Source organism: Mycobacterium shottsii, from assembly GCF_010728525.1.
Taxonomy (GTDB): Bacteria; Actinomycetota; Actinomycetes; order Mycobacteriales; family Mycobacteriaceae; genus Mycobacterium; species Mycobacterium marinum.
In genome coordinates this window covers 1405391-1422280 of the sequence record NZ_AP022572.1, presented here as the reverse complement: position 1 = coordinate 1422280, position 16890 = coordinate 1405391, and the positions used below count along the sequence as shown (strand labels likewise).

General features: G+C 65.2%; 13 protein-coding genes and 6 pseudogenes. 14 read left to right on the top strand and 5 right to left on the bottom strand.

Features of this window, described 5'->3' with window-relative positions; all coding sequences use genetic code 11:
* Positions 1-82 precede the first annotated feature (82 nt).
* Positions 83-1357 (top strand): mannosyltransferase, encoded by a 1275-nt coding sequence (locus G6N41_RS06690; protein ID WP_198966936.1) that lies wholly within the window; start codon positions 83-85, stop codon positions 1355-1357.
* A gap of 25 nt (positions 1358-1382) precedes the next feature.
* On the opposite strand, the gene G6N41_RS06685 is transcribed toward G6N41_RS06690, so the two are convergent.
* Positions 1383-1667 (bottom strand): 4a-hydroxytetrahydrobiopterin dehydratase, encoded by a 285-nt coding sequence (locus G6N41_RS06685; protein ID WP_198966935.1) that lies wholly within the window; start codon positions 1665-1667, stop codon positions 1383-1385.
* An 86-nt stretch (positions 1668-1753) separates the two neighbouring features.
* Here G6N41_RS06685 and G6N41_RS06680 point away from each other — a divergent pair.
* From G6N41_RS06680 to G6N41_RS29730, 6 genes and pseudogenes are all read left to right on the top strand, one after another.
* Positions 1754-2625, top strand: a pseudogene (locus tag G6N41_RS06680) (IS5 family transposase).
* 227 nt (positions 2626-2852) lie between these two features.
* A pseudogene (locus G6N41_RS06675) lies at positions 2853-3273 on the top strand ((deoxy)nucleoside triphosphate pyrophosphohydrolase).
* Between the two features lie 251 nt (positions 3274-3524).
* Positions 3525-5411, top strand: a complete 1887-nt coding sequence (gene typA, locus G6N41_RS06670; protein ID WP_198966934.1) for a translational GTPase TypA — start codon at positions 3525-3527, stop codon at positions 5409-5411.
* 97 nt (positions 5412-5508) lie between these two features.
* Positions 5509-7416, top strand: a complete 1908-nt coding sequence (locus tag G6N41_RS06665) for an ABC transporter family substrate-binding protein (RefSeq protein ID WP_198967756.1) — start codon at positions 5509-5511, stop codon at positions 7414-7416.
* Between the two features lie 156 nt (positions 7417-7572).
* Positions 7573-9828 carry a PE family protein gene (locus tag G6N41_RS29735; protein ID WP_321573801.1) on the top strand — a complete coding sequence of 752 codons (2256 nt, stop codon included), beginning with the start codon at positions 7573-7575 and terminating at the stop codon, positions 9826-9828.
* A gap of 198 nt (positions 9829-10026) precedes the next feature.
* Positions 10027-11157: a PE family protein gene (locus tag G6N41_RS29730; RefSeq protein WP_198966932.1), complete on the top strand. Its 1131-nt coding sequence runs from the start codon at positions 10027-10029 to the stop codon at positions 11155-11157.
* A gap of 28 nt (positions 11158-11185) precedes the next feature.
* Here the strand turns inward: G6N41_RS29730 and G6N41_RS06650 are convergent, their stop codons facing one another.
* Positions 11186-11800 carry a TetR/AcrR family transcriptional regulator gene (locus tag G6N41_RS06650; RefSeq protein ID WP_166435766.1) on the bottom strand — a complete coding sequence of 205 codons (615 nt, stop codon included), beginning with the start codon at positions 11798-11800 and terminating at the stop codon, positions 11186-11188.
* A 172-nt stretch (positions 11801-11972) separates the two neighbouring features.
* Between G6N41_RS06650 and mshB the strand changes: the two genes are divergently transcribed.
* Together mshB and G6N41_RS06640 are read left to right on the top strand one after the other, a co-directional pair.
* A complete protein-coding gene (mshB, locus tag G6N41_RS06645; protein WP_198966931.1) occupies positions 11973-12878 on the top strand; it encodes an N-acetyl-1-D-myo-inositol-2-amino-2-deoxy-alpha-D-glucopyranoside deacetylase in 906 nt (301 codons plus the stop codon).
* 138 nt (positions 12879-13016) lie between these two features.
* Entirely contained in the window at positions 13017-13448 is a 432-nt protein-coding gene (locus tag G6N41_RS06640; protein WP_036426345.1) for a hypothetical protein, read from the top strand.
* A gap of 29 nt (positions 13449-13477) precedes the next feature.
* On the opposite strand, the pseudogene G6N41_RS29725 reads toward G6N41_RS06640, so the two are convergent.
* A pseudogene (locus G6N41_RS29725) lies at positions 13478-13615 on the bottom strand (PE family protein); the annotation flags it as partial.
* Between the two features lie 46 nt (positions 13616-13661).
* Here G6N41_RS29725 and G6N41_RS06635 point away from each other — a divergent pair.
* A pseudogene (locus G6N41_RS06635) lies at positions 13662-14533 on the top strand (IS5 family transposase).
* A gap of 11 nt (positions 14534-14544) precedes the next feature.
* Here G6N41_RS06635 and G6N41_RS29925 read toward each other — a convergent pair.
* Positions 14545-14628: pseudogene (locus G6N41_RS29925) on the bottom strand (hypothetical protein); the annotation flags it as partial.
* Between the two features lie 103 nt (positions 14629-14731).
* Here G6N41_RS29925 and G6N41_RS06630 point away from each other — a divergent pair.
* The 4 genes from G6N41_RS06630 to G6N41_RS06615 are packed head-to-tail and all read left to right on the top strand — an operon-like array spanning position 14732 to position 15990.
* A complete protein-coding gene (locus tag G6N41_RS06630) occupies positions 14732-15073 on the top strand; it encodes a hypothetical protein (RefSeq protein WP_198968094.1) in 342 nt (113 codons plus the stop codon).
* Positions 15018-15299, top strand: a complete 282-nt coding sequence (locus G6N41_RS06625) for a hypothetical protein (RefSeq protein WP_198965176.1) — start codon at positions 15018-15020, stop codon at positions 15297-15299. Before G6N41_RS06630 ends, G6N41_RS06625 begins: the two co-directional genes overlap by 56 nt.
* Positions 15275-15436, top strand: coding sequence for a hypothetical protein (locus G6N41_RS06620; RefSeq protein WP_198913342.1), 162 nt, complete (start codon positions 15275-15277; stop codon positions 15434-15436). Before G6N41_RS06625 ends, G6N41_RS06620 begins: the two co-directional genes overlap by 25 nt.
* A gap of 5 nt (positions 15437-15441) precedes the next feature.
* A complete protein-coding gene (locus G6N41_RS06615) occupies positions 15442-15990 on the top strand; it encodes a hypothetical protein (RefSeq protein ID WP_231608865.1) in 549 nt (182 codons plus the stop codon).
* Between the two features lie 74 nt (positions 15991-16064).
* Here G6N41_RS06615 and G6N41_RS29720 read toward each other — a convergent pair.
* Positions 16065-16715: pseudogene (locus G6N41_RS29720) on the bottom strand (PE family protein); the annotation flags it as partial.
* Positions 16716-16890 lie beyond the last annotated feature (175 nt).

Genomic DNA, 16890 nt, shown 5'->3' with positions numbered 1-16890 from the left:
TCCCGGTTGCCGAAGCTATCGCGGTACGGATGTGACTCAAGTGACACGTGTGGCATTTACTTGATCGTTATGGATATGAGCGATGGCGGTGACCGGTCACCTGGGCGATTGGGTCGGCACTAGAGTCGGTCGCATCGACACGACCTCGGCCGCCCCGGCGGCAAGCACCGCTCGGCAGAAGGCGGCATCGCCGGATGTCTGGGGGCGCCGTGGCGCGCCGTTGCTGCTGGTGTTCAGCGTCGCCGCGCGACTCGCCTGGACCTACCTGGCGTCCAACGGGGCGAACTTTGTCGACCTGCATGTGTACGTCGGTGGCGCGGCGGCCCTTGACCATCCGGGCAGCCTGTACAGCTACGTTTACGCAGATCAGACGCCGGACTTTCCGCTGCCCTTCACGTATCCACCGTTTGCGGCGGTCGTCTTCTACCCGCTGCATCTGCTGCCGTTCGGGCTGGTCGCATTCCTATGGCAGCTCGCGACCATCGCCGCGTTGTACGGCGCGGTCCGGATCAGCCAGCGTCTGATCGGCGTGCCGGCCGACCGCGGTCACCGCGCCGCGATGGTGTGGACGGCGGTCGCCATCTGGATTGAGCCGCTACGCAGCACCTTCGACTACGGGCAGATCAACGTCCTGCTGATGCTTGCGGCGCTGTGGGCGGTCTACACCACGCGATGGTGGTTATCGGGCCTGTTGGTTGGCGTGGCGGCCGGCATCAAACTGACACCGGCGATCACCGCCGTCTATCTGGCCGGCGTCCGGCGCTGGCGCGCCGCGGTGTGTTCGGCGATCGTGTTCCTTGTCTCCGTCGGTGTGTCGTTGCTGATCGTGGGTGATCAGGCTCGCTACTACTTCACCGATTTGCTGGGCGACGCACACCGGGTCGGGCCCATTGCGACGTCGTTCAATCAATCCTGGCGCGGCGCAATCTCGCGGATCCTCGGCCATGACGCGGGCTTTGGCCCGCTGGTGTTGGCCGCCATCGCTGTCACGGCGGTGCTGGCAGTCCTGGCCTGGCGAGCGCTCGAGCCCGCCGATCACCTGGGCAAGCTACTGGTAGTCGAATTTTTTGGTTTGCTGCTCTCGCCGATCTCGTGGACTCACCATTGGGTGTGGCTGGTGCCATTGATGATCTGGCTTCTCGGCGGCCCGCTGCACGATCGCCTCGGCGCGCGGATCCTGGGTTGGGGTTGGTTGGCGCTCACCATCATCGGCGTGCCGTGGTTGCTGAGTTTCGCCCAGCCGACCATCTGGCAGATCGGCCGACCCTGGTACCTGGCGTGGGCCGGACTGGTCTACTTGGTGGCAACGCTGGCGACCCTCGGCTGGATTGCGACGACGCGTCGGCGGGCGCGCTAGTCCCAGCCGCGTGGCGAGGTGCTGGTCAGTCGCCGACGATGCCGTTGATGTCGCGGGCCATGTCGATGTCGTTTTGCGTGATGCCGCCCGCCGAGTGTGTAACGAGAACGAAAGTAACTGTCCGCCAACGGATGTCGATGTCCGGGTGATGGTCCTTGCTTTCCGCGTGCTCGGCTACTCGGCGCACGGTATCGATCCCATCGAGAAAAGTTGCAAACTTGATGGATCGGCGTAGCGCTCCGTCGGCCCGTTGCCAGCCGTTGAGGCCGGGCAGTTCGGCGTCTACTTGCTCATCCGTTAACACAGCCATGTGGCCAACGGTACGCCGTGGGTTCATGGGTGCTGCCTAGGGCGTGTCTGCTTAATGTGAATGGTGTTTTGGCTGATGCTGTTTGGGTGATGCGGACGCATGCGATTTCTGATGATTTGTGGTCGCTGATCGTGGCGGTGTTGCCTGCGGGGCGGCGGCGTGGCCGGCCGTGGAACGATCATCGACATACTCTGGAGGGCATTATCTGGCGTTACCGTACGGGATCTCCGTGGTGTGACCTGCCCGAGCACTTCGGTCCCTGGCAATCAGTGGCCGAGAGGCATCTACGCTGGTCGGTCGATGGCATCTACGCGCGGATCTTCGCGGCGATCGCCTCTGACCTCGACGCCGAGGACGCCGACCTGGGCGCACTGTTGTCGGTCGATTCGACCAGTGTGCGCGCCCACCAACACGCAGCCGGAGCGCGCCCGGGCGCCGCACAGGGGGATCTGTCGAATTACAAGAAATATCTCCATGAGCCCGATGACCACGCCATTGGGCATTCCCGCGGCGGGCTGACTACCAAGATCCACGCCTTGACCGACCAGCTGTGCAGTCCGGTCACCCTGGCACTGTCGGCCGGTCAAGCCGGTGATAATCCGATGCTTTGGCCACTGCTGGCCGCCCGGCGCAGCAACTCATACGCCCGTTTCACCTGCTGGCGGACAAGGCGTACTCCCATGACTCGACGCGGGCACAGCTGCGCCGGCTCAAGATCGCCCATACCATCCCCGAGCGCAGCGACCAGATCACCCGCCGCAAAGCCAAAGGCCGCAACAGAGGACGGCCTCCGGGGTTCTCAGGCCGAATCTACAAGCACCGCAACACCGTCGAGCGAAGCTTCAACCGGCTCAAACACTGGCGCGCGGTCGCCACCCGCTACGACAAATACGCCCTGACCTACCTCGGCGGTGCCACCCTGGCCGCCATCATCACCTACCACCGCGTCCGCAATTAGCAGACAGGACCTAGCCCATCCGGGTTCTGCGACATCGGTATCGGTGTGCCAGTTCGTCGTTGCGCGCCATCATGTTTCGCTTGCCCGAAGCCGGCCTGGCGCGCAGCCAAGGCTGCGGTGGCGCAGGCTCGGGGGTGTTGGGGCAACACGGCTTCGGCCGAATCGCAGTCCGCCGGATCTGGGAACTGGCGCTGCCGGGTCGACTCGGGGAGATACCGTCACTGGCGATGCCGAATCAGCCGAATCAGATCGTTGTTGCCGGAGCCATCATCTGCGGCGGCACCGTATTGGTGGCGCAGCGGGTCCGGCCGCCGGAGTTGGCTGGTCGATGGGAGCTTCCCGGCGGAAAGGTTGCTGACGGCGAGACCGAGCCTGCCGCGCTGGCTCGCGAACTGGGCGAAGAACTCGGACTCGGTGTCGATGATGTCGCGGTCGGCGAGCGGTTGGGGGCCGACGTCGTGCTGGATGAAAAGACCATATTGCGGGCATACCGGGTGCGGTTGCTGCGCGGGCACCCATGCGCGCGACCACCGTGCGTTGCGCTGGGTGATGGCCGATCAACTAGACGATGTCGACTGGGTACCGGCCGATCGGTGCTGGCTTGCCGACCTGGACCGGGCGCTGCGGCCAGTCCCGCCGACGGGTTAACCCGCCGCCTGCCATGCCCTGATCGGGATGGTGTTGCTCACGCTGTGACCCGTATCCGGCCGGTGCCCGATGTTGCCGCGCAAACTGGTTCGGTGGCGCTGCGACGCGGGTGGTACGCCCTTTTTGGCCGATTCCCGGGGCTCACCGGGGGCGACACGTCGAGCGCGACAGCCCGAACCGGGGGCTCGATCAACGGGGCAACTCACCGGCCCAGTTCGCCTTCCGCTGGTTGCGCTGCCACAATCACCGACGTGCTATTCCGCAATGTCGCCATCGTCGCTCACGTCGACCACGGCAAAACCACCCTGGTTGACGCGATGTTGCGGCAATCCGGTGCCCTTACCGAACGCGGTGAAGTCCAGGAACGTGTCATGGACAGCGGTGACCTGGAACGGGAAAAGGGCATCACCATCCTGGCCAAGAACACCGCCGTGCACCGACACCATCCGGATGGAACGGTGACGGTGATCAACGTCATCGACACCCCGGGCCACGCCGACTTCGGCGGCGAGGTCGAGCGCGGGTTGTCCATGGTGGACGGGGTGCTGCTGCTGGTCGACGCTTCCGAGGGCCCGCTGCCACAGACCCGGTTCGTGCTGCGCAAGGCGCTGAGCGCGCATCTGCCGGTGATCCTGGTGGTCAACAAGACCGACCGGCCTGATGCCCGCATCAAGGAGGTTGTCGAGGCCAGCCACGACCTGCTGCTCGATGTCGCGTCCGATCTCGATGACGAAGCGGCCGCGGCGGCTGAGCATGCTCTGGGGCTGCCGACGCTGTACGCATCGGGGCGTGCGGGCATCGCGAGCACCATCGCGCCGGCCGATGGTCAGGCGCCCGACGGCACCAACCTGGATCCGTTGTTCGACGTCCTGCTCGAGCACGTTCCGCCGCCGCAAGGCGACCCCGAGGCTCCGCTGCAGGCCCTCGTCACCAACCTGGACGCGTCGGCCTTCCTCGGCCGGCTCGCCCTGGTCCGCATCTACAACGGCAAGCTGCGCAAGGGCCAGCAGGTCGCTTGGCTACGTGAGGTGGACGGTGTGCCCGTGATCACGAGCGCCAAGATCACCGAATTGCTGGCCACCGAGGGTGTCGAGCGCAGCACCACCGACGAAGCGGTCGCCGGCGACATCGTCGCTGTGGCGGGGTTGCCGGAGATCATGATCGGCGACACGCTGGCCGACTCGGACCATGCGCATCCCCTGCCGCGCATCACCGTCGACGAACCGGCCATCTCGGTGACGGTCGGCACCAATACTTCGCCGCTGGCCGGGAAGGTCTCCGGGCACAAGCTGACGGCCCGCATGGTCCGCGGCCGCCTGGACACCGAACTGATCGGCAACGTCTCGATCCGGGTCGTCGACATCGGGTGCCCGGATGCCTGGGAAGTGCAGGGGCGCGGTGAACTTGCATTGGCCGTGCTGGTCGAGACGATGCGCCGGGAGGGCTTCGAACTCACGGTCGGCAAGCCGCAGGTGGTCACCAAGACGATCGACGGCAAGCTGCACGAGCCCTTCGAGGCGATGACCATCGACTGTCCGGACGAATTCGTCGGGGCCATCACCCAGCTGATGGCCGGACGCAAGGGCCGCACGGAAGAGATGACGAATCATGCCGCCGGTTGGGTCCGGATGGACTTCATCGTGCCCAGCCGCGGGTTGATCGGCTTTCGCACCGACTTCCTCACCCTGACGCGGGGGACTGGCATCGCCAACGCCGTGTTCGACGGTTACCGACCGTGGGCGGGGGAGATCCGGGCCCGGCACACCGGGTCGCTGGTGTCGGATCGCTCCGGGGTGATCACCCCCTTCGCGCTGCTCCAGCTGGCCGATCGGGGTCAGTTCTTCGTCGAGCCCGGCGAGGACACCTACGAGGGCATGGTCGTCGGCATCAACCCGCGGGCCGAGGACCTCGACATCAACGTCACTCGCGAGAAGAAGCTGACCAACATGCGGTCATCGACCGCGGAAGTGATAGAGACGCTGGCCAAGCCGCTCGAGCTCGACCTGGAGCGGGCCATGGAGTTCTGCGCGCCCGACGAATGCGTCGAGGTGACACCGGAGGCCATCCGGGTTCGCAAGGTCGAGCTGGACGCCACCTCGCGGGCTCGCAGCCGGTCCCGGGCCAAGGCCCGAGGTTAGCTTGGGGGCGCCCCGCGAACGCGAGCGTGACGCCAGTGCGAAATCCGGCCCGGGTTTTCGCAGCTGCATCACGCGCGAGGACCGCCTCGATACCCTGGTGGGTGTGTTCAGCCCAGTACGCCGCCTTTGCCTGACGGTCGGCGTGCTGATCACAGCGCTAGGTGTGGCGCTGTCGGGTTGTACGGTGAGTCCGCCTCCGGCGCCGCAGAGCACCGACACCACCCACAACACCCCACCGCCGCCGCCGCATCCGACCCAGATCATCATGGGCATCGACTCGATCGGCGCGGGGTTCAACCCGCACCTGCTGTCCGATCTGTCGCCGGTGAACGCGGCGATCAGCGCGCTGGTGCTGCCCAGTGCGTTCCGGCCGGTGCCGGATCCGAACTCGCCAACCGGCTCGCGCTGGGATATGGACCCCACCTTGCTGGTGTCCGCCGAGGTGACCAGCCAATCGCCCTTCACGGTCACCTACAAGATCCGTCCGGAAGCGCAATGGACTGACAACGCGCCGATCGCTGCCGACGACTTCTGGTACTTGTGGCGGCAGATGGTCAGCCAGCCTGGTGTCGTTGATCCGGCCGGCTACGACCTGATCACCGGCGTCCAATCGCTAGAGGGGGGCAAGCAGGCCGTCGTCACCTTCGCGCAGCCCTACCCGGCCTGGCGAGAGCTGTTTGACAACCTGCTGCCAGCGCACATCGTCAAGGACGTTCCGGGCGGTTTCGTCGCGGGGCTGGCGCGCACCTTGCCCGTCACGGGCGGGCAGTTCCGGGTGGAAAACATCGACCCGCAGCGCGACGAGATCTTGATCGCCCGCAACGATCGCTATTGGGGGCCTCCGGCCAAACCTTCCCTGATCCTGTTTCGCCGCGCCGGGGCGCCTGCGGCGCTGGCCGACTCGGTGCGCAACGGCGACACGCAGGTGGCCCAAGTTCACGGTGGGTCGGCCGCGTTCGCCCAGTTGTCGGCCATTCCCGACGTGCGGACCGCCCGGATCGTGACCCCGCGGGTCATGCAGCTCACGCTTCGGGCAAATCAGCCCAAGCTGGCCGAAGCGCAGGTGCGCAAGGCGATTTTGGGTTTGCTCGATGTTGACCTGCTCGCCGCTGTGGGGGCTGGCAGCGACAACACCGTCACCTTGGACCAGGCCCAGATCCGTTCACCGAGCGACCCGGGCTATGTACCGACCGCGCCGCCGGCGCTGAGTACCTCCGCAGCATTGGCGCTTCTTGAAGGAGCCGGCTACCAGATCGAGAGCAACACCTCGGTTTCGCCGGCGCCGCCGGGGCCGGGCTCCACCACCACGCCGGTCAGTACGGGGCCGCCGGAAGTTATCCGCGGCGGCATCAGCAAGGACGGCAGACAGCTGACGCTGGTCATCGGGGTGGCGGCCAACGACCCGACGTCCGTGGCGGTCGCCAACACGGCGGCCGACCAGTTGCGCAACGTGGGGATCGCGGCCTCCGTACTGCCGTTGGACCCGGTCACGCTCTACGGCGACGCCCTCAACGACAACCGGGTCGACGCGATCGTGGGCTGGCACCAGGCCGGCGGAAACCTCGCGACATTGCTGGCGTCGCGCTATGGCTGCCCGGCGTTGCAGACCACGGAGGTCTGGGAGCCGACGATACCGACGAACACACCCGCGGCAACCACGGGTTCGATGCCGTCTGCGGTGCCCAGCGCCGTCACACCGGTGCCGCCCGCGCCCAGCGAGCCGCCCGGCCCGAACGCACTGTTTCGGGCGCCGTCGAACCTCACCGGCATTTGCGACCCCAGCATCCAGTCGAATATCGATGCCGCACTCAACGGAACCAAGAGCATCAACGACGTGATCACCGCGGTCGAGCCGCGATTGTGGAACATGTGGACCGTGCTGCCGATCCTGCAGGACACCACCATCGTCGCGGTCGGCCCCAGCGTTCGAAATGTCAGCTTGTCTGGCTCGGTGCCGGTCGGCATCGTCGGTGACGCCGGGCAGTGGGTGAAGACCGGCCCCTAACTTCCGCCGTTGCTCCCGTAAAGCTATGGGAAATGGCCATTTTCGCTTTCTTTCTGCGCGCTACTGGGCCAATCATCAATGGATTGTGCAGAAACCGCGCAGTCGCCGCCCACATCGCGATACGCTCCGCTCAGGGCTGCCCTGATCGGGCCGGGGATGGCCAGCAATCAAGCTAGCGAAGCCATTGAAGCCGTGGTGGGGAGGCCCGAAATGTCTTTTGTATTTACGGAACCGCAGTATTTGAGTGCCGCAGCAACCGATTTGGCAAGTATTGGCTCGACGATAAACACGGCGGGTAGCGCCGCAGCGTTGGCGACCACCGGCGTGATCCCGGCAGGTCTCGATGAGGTGTCGGCGGGCATCGCGGCCTTGTTCGGTGCACACGGCCAGGCCTATCAGGACCTCAGCGCCCGGGCTGCGCTGTTCCATGATGAGTTTGTCCGAGTGCTCAGTGCCGGCGCGGACGCTTATGCGAGCAGCGAAGTCGCCAATGCGCAAGCGGTGCTGGCGGCCGGGCCGAGCGGGCTATTTGAACAGGTTGGCCGGGTGCAGGCTGGCTTCACCGCCAACCTGGTCAGCGGCGAGCTCGCGTTCAACCAGGCGCTGGTGGCCAATGAGGCGGCCGTGGTTGAGGCGGTTGGCGGCGCCAACAGTTTCGTCGGTGGGGTGATCTACGGCGGCTTCAGCGCCACCAACTTGGTGGTGGGGACCGGCCAACAATTCGTGAACACCCTTGTAGGGGAACAGATTCCGGCGAGTCTGAGCACCAGCTTGCTGCTCGGTGGACAGGTGCCCGGTGCTCAGATCGGTGCCGGCCTTTCTGGAGTGGTGCAGACCGGCCAGTCGTTGGCCGGCAGTTTCAACGCTGCGCTTTCGGGCATGGGAACCCAACTGAGCGCCGCTCTGAGCGGGAGCCTCAGTGCTGGGCTCCCGGATCTGTCGAGCCTGGGTGCCCAGCTCGGCGCTGGGCTGTCGGGCGACTTGAGCGCAGGATTGCCCAGCGTTTCCGGGCTGGTGCAGACGGGGCAGGTGCTGGCCGGCAGCATCAACGACGCCGTCAGCGGGCTGGGTTCTCAGGTGGCCGGTGTCCTGTCGGGCGCCGTCGGCGGTGAGCTTCCAGACTTGTCCGGCCTGGTGCAAGCCGGGGCGGTGCTGATGGGCGGCTTTGGCACTGCCCTTACGGGTTTGGGCGCTCAATTGGGCGCGGCTTTGTCCGGGAGTTTGGGTACGGCAGTGCCCGGGCTCGCTGCGCTGATCCAGACCGGTGAATCACTGGCCGGCGGCTTCAACGCTGCGCTTGGCACGTTGGGCACCCAGGTGAGTGGGATGTTGTCGGGCGGCCTGGGTGGTGGGTTACCGGGGCTTGCCGCGCTGATCCAGACCGGTGAGTCGCTGGCGGGTGGTTTCGGCACCGGACTCACTGGGTTCATGGGTGGTGTTGACGTGCTGGGCAACTTGGGTGGTGAGCTGTCCGCTGTGGGCGCTCAGTTCAATGCCGCCGTCGCGGCCGGATTGACCGGTGACTTCTCCGGGTTCCCGGTACTGGTGGACACCGTGTCGGGCCTGCCCGGTGCGGTGCTTGCGCAACTGGGTCAAGCCCAAAACGGGGTATTGGCCGGTTTTGTCGACGGCCAGCTCGCGTTCAACCAGTCCTTGGTTGCCAATGAGGTTGCGCTGCAACAGGCCTTGTTCGGCACCGATGCGGCGCTCAACGGCGCGGTCAACCACGGGTTCAACGCGGTGAACCTACTGGTGGGTACGGGAGAGCAAGCCGTCAATGCCGTGCTGGGTGCCCCGACGCCGGCCAGCTTTACCGGCAGCCTGCTCGTCGGCGGCTCGCTCGAGGGCGACATACCGACCGGTGGTCTGCCTGGTGTGGCGCACCAGTTGCTGTTGCTCAACGCGGCTTTGGGAAGCCCAGCACTGGTCGATGCGTCGTGGTTGAGCCAGTTCGGCCAAGCCCAAGCGGCTTTCAATGCTGATGTGCTCAGCGGTCAACTGGCCTTCAACGAATCACTGCTCACCAGTGAGATGGCTTTGCAGCAGGCGATTTTCGGTACCGACAGTGCCCTCAATGGCGCGGTGAACCACGCCTTCAACATGGTCAACTTCACTCTGGGTGCGGGACAGCAGACCGTCGACGCGGTCTTGGGTGTCCCGGTGCCCGCGGACTTTACCGGCAGCCTGCTGGCCAGTGGTTCGGCCGATGCCTTCGGTGGCGTGACGACCGGTGGCTTGCTCGGTGCGGTGGAGCAGAAATTCCTGATGGATGGGGCCTTCCTGAGCGTCGTCGGTGTTCCGATCCAGGTGACACTCGACGGCCGCCTGCCGGAGTTGATCGGTCAGCTGACCGGCTCCGCCTCGGGCGGTGTTGAGGTAGGGGCCGAGGTCGGTGGTGAAATTCCTGAGTAGCTATCGCTAGGGGCGCGATCGTGGCGGCACTAACCCGGCACCAACGTTGATGTGCGTCAGATTTGAATATTTATGGATCAATTGGTGAAAACCCGGCATGTCTGCACCGGAGCGGGGCTAGGCTCTGTGCATTCGCAGTAGCCGCACGACCGGGCTGTGCGCTCAGTGGTCGTGCGCTTGAACCGGTGGTGATGCACGATGTCGCTCTTGACAACCGCTCCGCAAGTACTGGCCTCGGCCGCAACAGATTTGGCGGGTATTGGTTCGACGATCAACGCGGCCGGCACAACGGCGGCGGTGGCGACGACGAGAGTGTTACCGGCGGCCGCCGACGAAGTGTCGACGGCAATCGCCGCGTTGTTCGATGCGCATGGCCAGGCCTATCAACGGCTCAGCGCGCAGCTTTCGGAGTTTCACGATCAGTTCGTCCGAACCTTGAACGCGGGTGCGCAAGCCTATGCCGGCGCGGAATCGGCCAATGCCTCGCCACTGCGGGCAGTGGCTGCAGTCGCGGCGTCCTCGAGCCCCTTGGAGCAACTCGAGCAGCTGCAGATCAGCTTCAACACGTCCCTGGTCAACAACGAGCTCGCGTTCAACCATGCGCTGGTGGCCAACGAGGTCGCGTTCGAGAAACTAATCTTTGGTACCAACAGTGCTCTCAATGGGGCACTCAACCGGGGCTTCAACGCGGGCAATCTGTTGTTGGGAACCGGCGAGCAAACCATCAACACCCTCCTGGGCGCTCCGGTGCCAACGAACTTCACCTCCAGTCTGCTGCTGGGCAGTTCGGCTCAGGTGTTCAACGACGGCCAGATCGGCGGCCTGCTCGGCGCCTTCGATCAGAGCCTGATGGTTCCCACCGACTTGGTTGGCATCTTCGCGGGCAGTGGGTCGCTGCTGCCGTCGGCGTCAAGTGTGTTCCCGGCCGCTGCACAGGCGCTGTCAGCCAGTCCGGTAGGTGATTTCATGGAGCAGCTGGAAGCGGCTCAGATTGGCTTCAACACCGCAATGGTGAACAATCAGCTCAGCTTCAACCACGCCCTGGTCGCCAACGAAGTGGCGTGGGAGCAGCGTGTCTTCGGTATCGATAGCGCCCTCAATGGTGCGCTCAACCGCGGCTTCAATGTCGCCAACCTGCTCATTGGAACGGGCGAGCAGGCCGCAAACACCCTCGTTGGGGCGCAGGTCCCGGCAAACTTCACCTCTAGCCTGCTGCTGGGCAGTTCGGCTCAGGTCTTCAATAGCGGCGAGATCGGCGGTCTGGTGGGCGCCTTCGACCAGAGCTTGGTGATGGGCGCCGACTTGGTCGGCTTGATCACTGGCGCATAGGTACAACGCCGCGGTTGTGTGCGTTCGTTCAGTTGTCCGACGGCGCGGGGCGCTTGGGGGGGATGACCGTGTCGACGATGAGTGCCAATTCACGCCGATTCGGCGGCGTCCCGGTGAGGATGAAGTGCTGGTTCATCAACGCGGGCCCGATGCGTGCGGTAAACGGGGTAACGGTTTCGGGATCCAGGTCACCTTCGCGGATGGCGGCCCGCAGAACCGAATCGATGATCTTGAGTCGCGGATGGACCACGGAGTTGGCGAAGATGGCACGCAGTTCGGGCTCGTGTATCAGCTGGCCGATGGCCACTAGGCCCGGGAACTCGGTCTTGCCGGCGAGGACATCGCGGTGTGCGGTGAAGACGGTCAGCAGGTTCTCTCGGGCTGACCGGCCGGGGCGCGGTTCCGGGGGTGGCGGCACGGCATATTGCAGCGCGGCCTGGACCAGGTCATGTTTGCTCGCCCAACGCCGATACAGCGCGGCCTTGCCGGTCTGGGCGCGCGCCGCGATCCCTTCCATGGTCAGCCTGCCGTAGCCGACTGCGATGAGCTCGGCCAGGGTGGCCGAATACAAGGCCCGTTCGAGTACCTCGCCGCGTCGGCGGCTCCGGTAGGGGGTTAGCATGGGTTCGGACAGCTGCGCCATCATTCAATAGTAGCCGTTAGCGTCTCTTATTTCTCGGAATCGAACGCAATTGCGTTGTTGACGCTTGTCACTGCAAATATTACAAGCGGCCACGCGATTTCTGGACGGGCCGCGTGGCCGGGATGGGCCGCGGCCGTGTGTGTGGCGGGTAGGGAAGGTGGGGAAGGAATCCATGCCTGAGACACCGCGTCTGCTGTTCGTCCATGCACACCCCGACGATGAGAGCCTCAGCAACGGCGCGACGATCGCCCATTACGCCGCGCGCGGGGCGCAGGTCCACGTCGTCACCTGCACCCTGGGTGAAGAGGGTGAGGTTATCGGCGACCGATGGGCCCAACTTGCGGTCGATCACGCCGACCAACTCGGCGGCTACCGCATCGGTGAACTCACCGCGGCATTGCAGCGGCTGGGGGTCGATGCGCCCATCTACCTTGGTGGTGCGGGCCGCTGGCGGGACTCGGGCATGGCTGGCACCGAGCAGCGGGGTCGGCGCAGATTCGTCGACGCCGACGACCGGGAGGCGGTCGGGGCGCTCGTCGCGATCATTCGGGAGCTGCGCCCGCACGTCGTGGTGACCTATGACCCCGACGGCGGCTATGGCCACCCTGACCACGTCCAGGCACACGTCGTCACCACTGCCGCGATGGCCGCGGCGGGCTCGGTGGGCGACTGTGATTACCCGGGTGACCCCTGGGTGGTGCCGAAGTTCTACTGGACCATCTTGGGGCTGAGCGCGTTCCTGGCGGGCCGGCAGGCGCTGACGCCCGACGATCTACTGCCTGAGTGGGTGCTACCGCCCGAAGACATCCCCTTTATCTACCCGGACGAGCGCATCGACGCCGTCGTGACCGGCGATTCGGACGCGCGGGCGGCCAAGATCGCCGCGCTTGCGGCGCACGCGACCCAGGTCACCGTCGGCCCGTCCGGACGCGCGTGTGCGCTGTCCAACAACATGGCGTTGCCGATTCTGGCCGATGAGCACTACCTGCTTGTCGCTGGTAGGGCGGGGGCCCGCGACGAGCGTGGCTGGGAAACAGATCTCCTTGCTGGTCTGGGCTTCACCGGGTTTGGCACGTAGGCTGCCAATCAGGCAGCCATGGAAGGAAACCCGTATGGACCCCGACCTGGACCCCAACTTGCAGCATTGGCAGGACAGGCTGGACAGTCTGCAGTGGGTCATCGGTTCGATCTTGTCCCAGATCGATAGCGTCCCGACCTGACCGCAACCCAATCGCGCGTCGTCTCGAGTGAAGAGGCCGGCGCAATCGATCCCGCGATACGTGCCGTAGTGCTGACGTTGTTGGCCGTGGACGGCGTCCTGTCTGCATTGATGGGGGCTCTGCTGCTGCCGACCTACTTGGGTTCGGTGCCCTTTCCGATTAGTGCACTGATCAGCGGACTGGTCAACGCCGCCCTGGTTTGGGCGGCCGAGCGATGGACCACATCGCATCGGGTGGCGGCGCTGCCGTTGTGGACATGGCTGGCGACCGTGGCGGTGCTGAGCTTCGGTGGGCCCGGCGACGACGTGGTGCTCGGTGGGCGTGGAGTGATGGCCTACGGCGCGCTGATCCTGATCGTGCTGGGGGCCCTGCCGCCGGGATGGGTGCTCTGGCGGCGCCAAGTCCGCGACCGCCCCAACGGTGCCTAGCCGCGCGGACCGAGGCGGTGCTCAGCTGCTCAGAACGGCAGCGGCGGGAACGGCGGGAAGAAGTTCCGTATCCAGTTGATCTCGGTTTGGATGAATTGGTTGACCGACGCCGTGGTCGCCGACCAGAAGTTGCTCAGCCCCTGACTGAACGTGATGGTGCCGTCTAGGGCGTGTCTGCTTAATGTGAATGGTGTTTTGGCTGATGCTGTTTGGGTGATGCGGACGCATGCGATTTCTGATGATTTGTGGTCGCTGATCGTGGCGGTGTTGCCTGCGGGGCGGCGGCGTGGCCGGCCGTGGAACGATCATCGACATACTCTGGAGGGCATTATCTGGCGTTACCGTACGGGATCTCCGTGGCGTGACCTGCCCGAGCACTTCGGTCCCTGGCAATCAGTGGCCGAGAGGCATCTACGCTGGTCGGTCGATGGCATCTACGCGCGGATCTTCGCGGCGATCGCCTCTGACCTCGACGCCGAGGACGCCGACCTGGGCGCACTGTTGTCGGTCGATTCGACCAGTGTGCGCGCCCACCAACACGCAGCCGGAGCGCCCCGGGCGCCGCACAGGGGGATCTGTCGAATTACAAGAAATATCTCGATGAGCCCGATGACCACGCCATTGGGCGTTCCCGCGGCGGGCTGACTACCAAGATCCACGCCTTGACCGACCAGCTGTGCAGTCCGGTCACCCTGGCACTGTCGGCCGGTCAAGCCGGTGATAATCCGATGCTTTGGCCACTGCTGGCCGCCCGGTGCAGCAACTCATACGCCCCGTATCGCCTGCTGGCGGACAAGGCGTACTCCTATGACTCGACGCGGGCACAGCTGCGCCGGCTCAAGATCGCCCATACCATCCCCGAGCGCAGCGACCAGATCACCCGCCGCAAAGCCAAAGGCCGCAACAGAGGACGGCCTCCGGGGTTCTCAGGCCGAATCTACAAGCACCGCAACACCGTCGAGCGAAGCTTCAACCGGCTCAAACACTGGCGCGCGGTCGCCACCCGCTACGACAAATACGCCCTGACCTACCTCAGCGGTGCCACCCTGGCCGCCATCATCACCTACCACCGCGTCCGCAATTAGCAGACAGGACCTAGCCAGTCGAGCGTATTGAACAGGCCGCTTTGCACTATCGGCTCAAAAAGATAGTAGAAGAAATTGATCTGAGGCGCCAGGATGCGGCAAGCATCACGAAAAATGCCCGTGAAGCGTCCTCGGTGCATCACGTAAAAATGCCCGCGAAACGGTCGATCCTTGGCAGGCATGGGAAGTGGGCTGTCGATGTCGTCTCGGGCCGAGATCACCGCGAAGTTCGCCAGGGGGTATGTGGGGGCGCCGAAGGCGGACAAGGGGCAGATTCTGGATCAGGTGGTGGCGGTCACCGGCTGGTCGCGTGACAACGCCCGGCGGCGGTTGAGGGCGGCGGCCGCGCCGCCGGGAGCGGGTCGGCAGGTCGCCAAACAGACTCGCCGGCAACGCAATCCGAAGTACCTAGGATGCGCTCAAGGTGTTGCAGAAGGTGTGGGCGGCCTCAGGCGGGCAGTGCGGCCGGTACCTGGCCGCTTCCATGGCACTTCAGTTGGATGCTCTAGAACGCCACGGCGAACTGGTGGACGGCCGTGACCGTTACGGCCCGGCGGTGCGTGCCGAGCTGTTGGCGATGAGCAGCGCCACGATCGACCGCTACCTGCGCGGCGCCAAGGCCCGCGACCAGATCTCGGGTGTGTCGACGACGAAACCCTCCCGCTGCTGCGGTCCTCGATCACCATCTGCAAAGCAGGCGATGAGGCCGAAGAATCTCCGGGGTTCTTCGAAGGCGACACCGTGGCGCACTGCGGCCCGACACTGAAAGGTGAGTTCGCCCGCACGGTCAACCTCACCGACATGCACATCGGCTGGGTGTTCACCCGCACGGTGCGCAACAACGCCCACCCCCACATCCTGGGCGCCCTCAAAACCGGAATTACTAAAATCCCTATAAGGTAACGGGTTTGGACTTCGACAACGGCACCGAATTCCTCAATAAGGCGGTCATCAAGTGGGCCGCGGACATGGAGATCTTCTTCACCCGCTCACGACCCTACAAGAAGAACGACCAGGCCACCATCGAGTCCAAAAACAACCACCTCGTGCGTCGCTACGGGTTCTACTACCGCTACGACACCGACGAAGAACGCGCCGTGCTCAACCGGCTGTGGCACCTGGTCAACGACCGGCTCAACTACCTGACCCCCACCATCAAACCCATCAGCTACGGCTGCAGCCGCGACGGTCACCGCCGCCGGCTCTACGACAAGCCCCAGACCCCCCTGGACCGGCTGCTGGCCGCCGGAGTCCTCTCAGCGGCCCAACAAACAGAGCTGCTCACCTACCGCAACAGCCTCAACCCCGCCGCGATCGCCCACCAGATCGCCGACCTGCAAGCCGCCCTGCTCAGACTCGCCAAAGACAAGACCGAACAGCTCTACCTCGCCGCCATACCCGCCGCTCTACCCGCCCTCAAAGCCGGCATCCGCATCAAAAGCAAGACCACCAGCTGACCCCGATTTCGCGGGCATTCCTTACCTGATGCATGAACCAGGTTTCGCAGGCATCTTGACTTGATGCATCACGGGATGCCGATCCATGGCACCCAGCCCACCGCCCACGAGGCGAGGTTGAAGCCGTACTGCACCCACGGCTCGACGGCGAGGTAGAAGTTCTGGATGGCGGTGGCCACCGACACGGGCAGGATTGCTGCCGGCGCGGCGGCGGCGCTGGCGATCGGTCCCAGCAGCGAGCCCGAGGCCGCCGCGGTGGCGGCGCCGCCCGTCGGCGCCAGCGCCAACATGCTGGCGTTGGCGCCCAGCGCGTTGGAGCCGGCGCCCGCGAAAACACTCTGGACCTGGCTCACCGCGTTGGCCACGATGCCGCCCTGGCCCATCAGCGGCTGCCCGAGCAGCTTCTCGGCGGGGCTGTTCACCGCACTCAGCAGGGTCTTGGCGGCGTTGGCCTCGGCGGATGCATAGGAGTTGGCGCTGGTGTTCAACGCCGCGGCGAATTGGTCGTGAAAGGTCGAGAGCTGCGAACTGAGCCGCTGATAGATCTCGCCATGTGACGAGAAAAGAGCCGCGACCTGGGCTGATACCTGGTCGCCGGCGGCTGCGAGCACTCCGGTCGTCGGAGCCGACGCTGCGGCGTTGGCCGAGCTGATAGTTGTACCAATACCGGCTACATCCGAAGCGGCTGCCGTCAGCGCCTCCGGCACGGCGGCCACATACGACATGGCGTAACACCCCCTGCTGTACCTACTTGGCTGCTAGCGTATCGCGATCGGCGGCGGTTCGCCCCGGACTCACCAAACACATGGCGCGTGCTGGTCCGTCGAGTGCCGGCCCGGCCCTGCCGCTACTGTTGCGCATATGGCACCCGCCAAGGCTCGAATTGTGGACGCACGGATG

Coding starts and splice junctions, on each gene's coding strand:
- G6N41_RS06650 (WP_166435766.1), bottom strand. CDS start 11,800: ATGGCGCAGCTGTCCGAACCCATGCTAACCCCCTACCGGAGCCGCCGA.
- mshB (WP_198966931.1), top strand. CDS start 11,973: ATGCCTGAGACACCGCGTCTGCTGTTCGTCCATGCACACCCCGACGAT.
- G6N41_RS06685 (WP_198966935.1), bottom strand. CDS start 1,667: ATGGCTGTGTTAACGGATGAGCAAGTAGACGCCGAACTGCCCGGCCTC.
- G6N41_RS06630 (WP_198968094.1), top strand. CDS start 14,732: ATGTCGTCTCGGGCCGAGATCACCGCGAAGTTCGCCAGGGGGTATGTG.
- G6N41_RS06690 (WP_198966936.1), top strand. CDS start 83: ATGGCGGTGACCGGTCACCTGGGCGATTGGGTCGGCACTAGAGTCGGT.
- G6N41_RS29730 (WP_198966932.1), top strand. CDS start 10,027: ATGTCGCTCTTGACAACCGCTCCGCAAGTACTGGCCTCGGCCGCAACA.
- G6N41_RS06625 (WP_198965176.1), top strand. CDS start 15,018: ATGGCACTTCAGTTGGATGCTCTAGAACGCCACGGCGAACTGGTGGAC.
- G6N41_RS29735 (WP_321573801.1), top strand. CDS start 7,573: ATGGCCAGCAATCAAGCTAGCGAAGCCATTGAAGCCGTGGTGGGGAGG.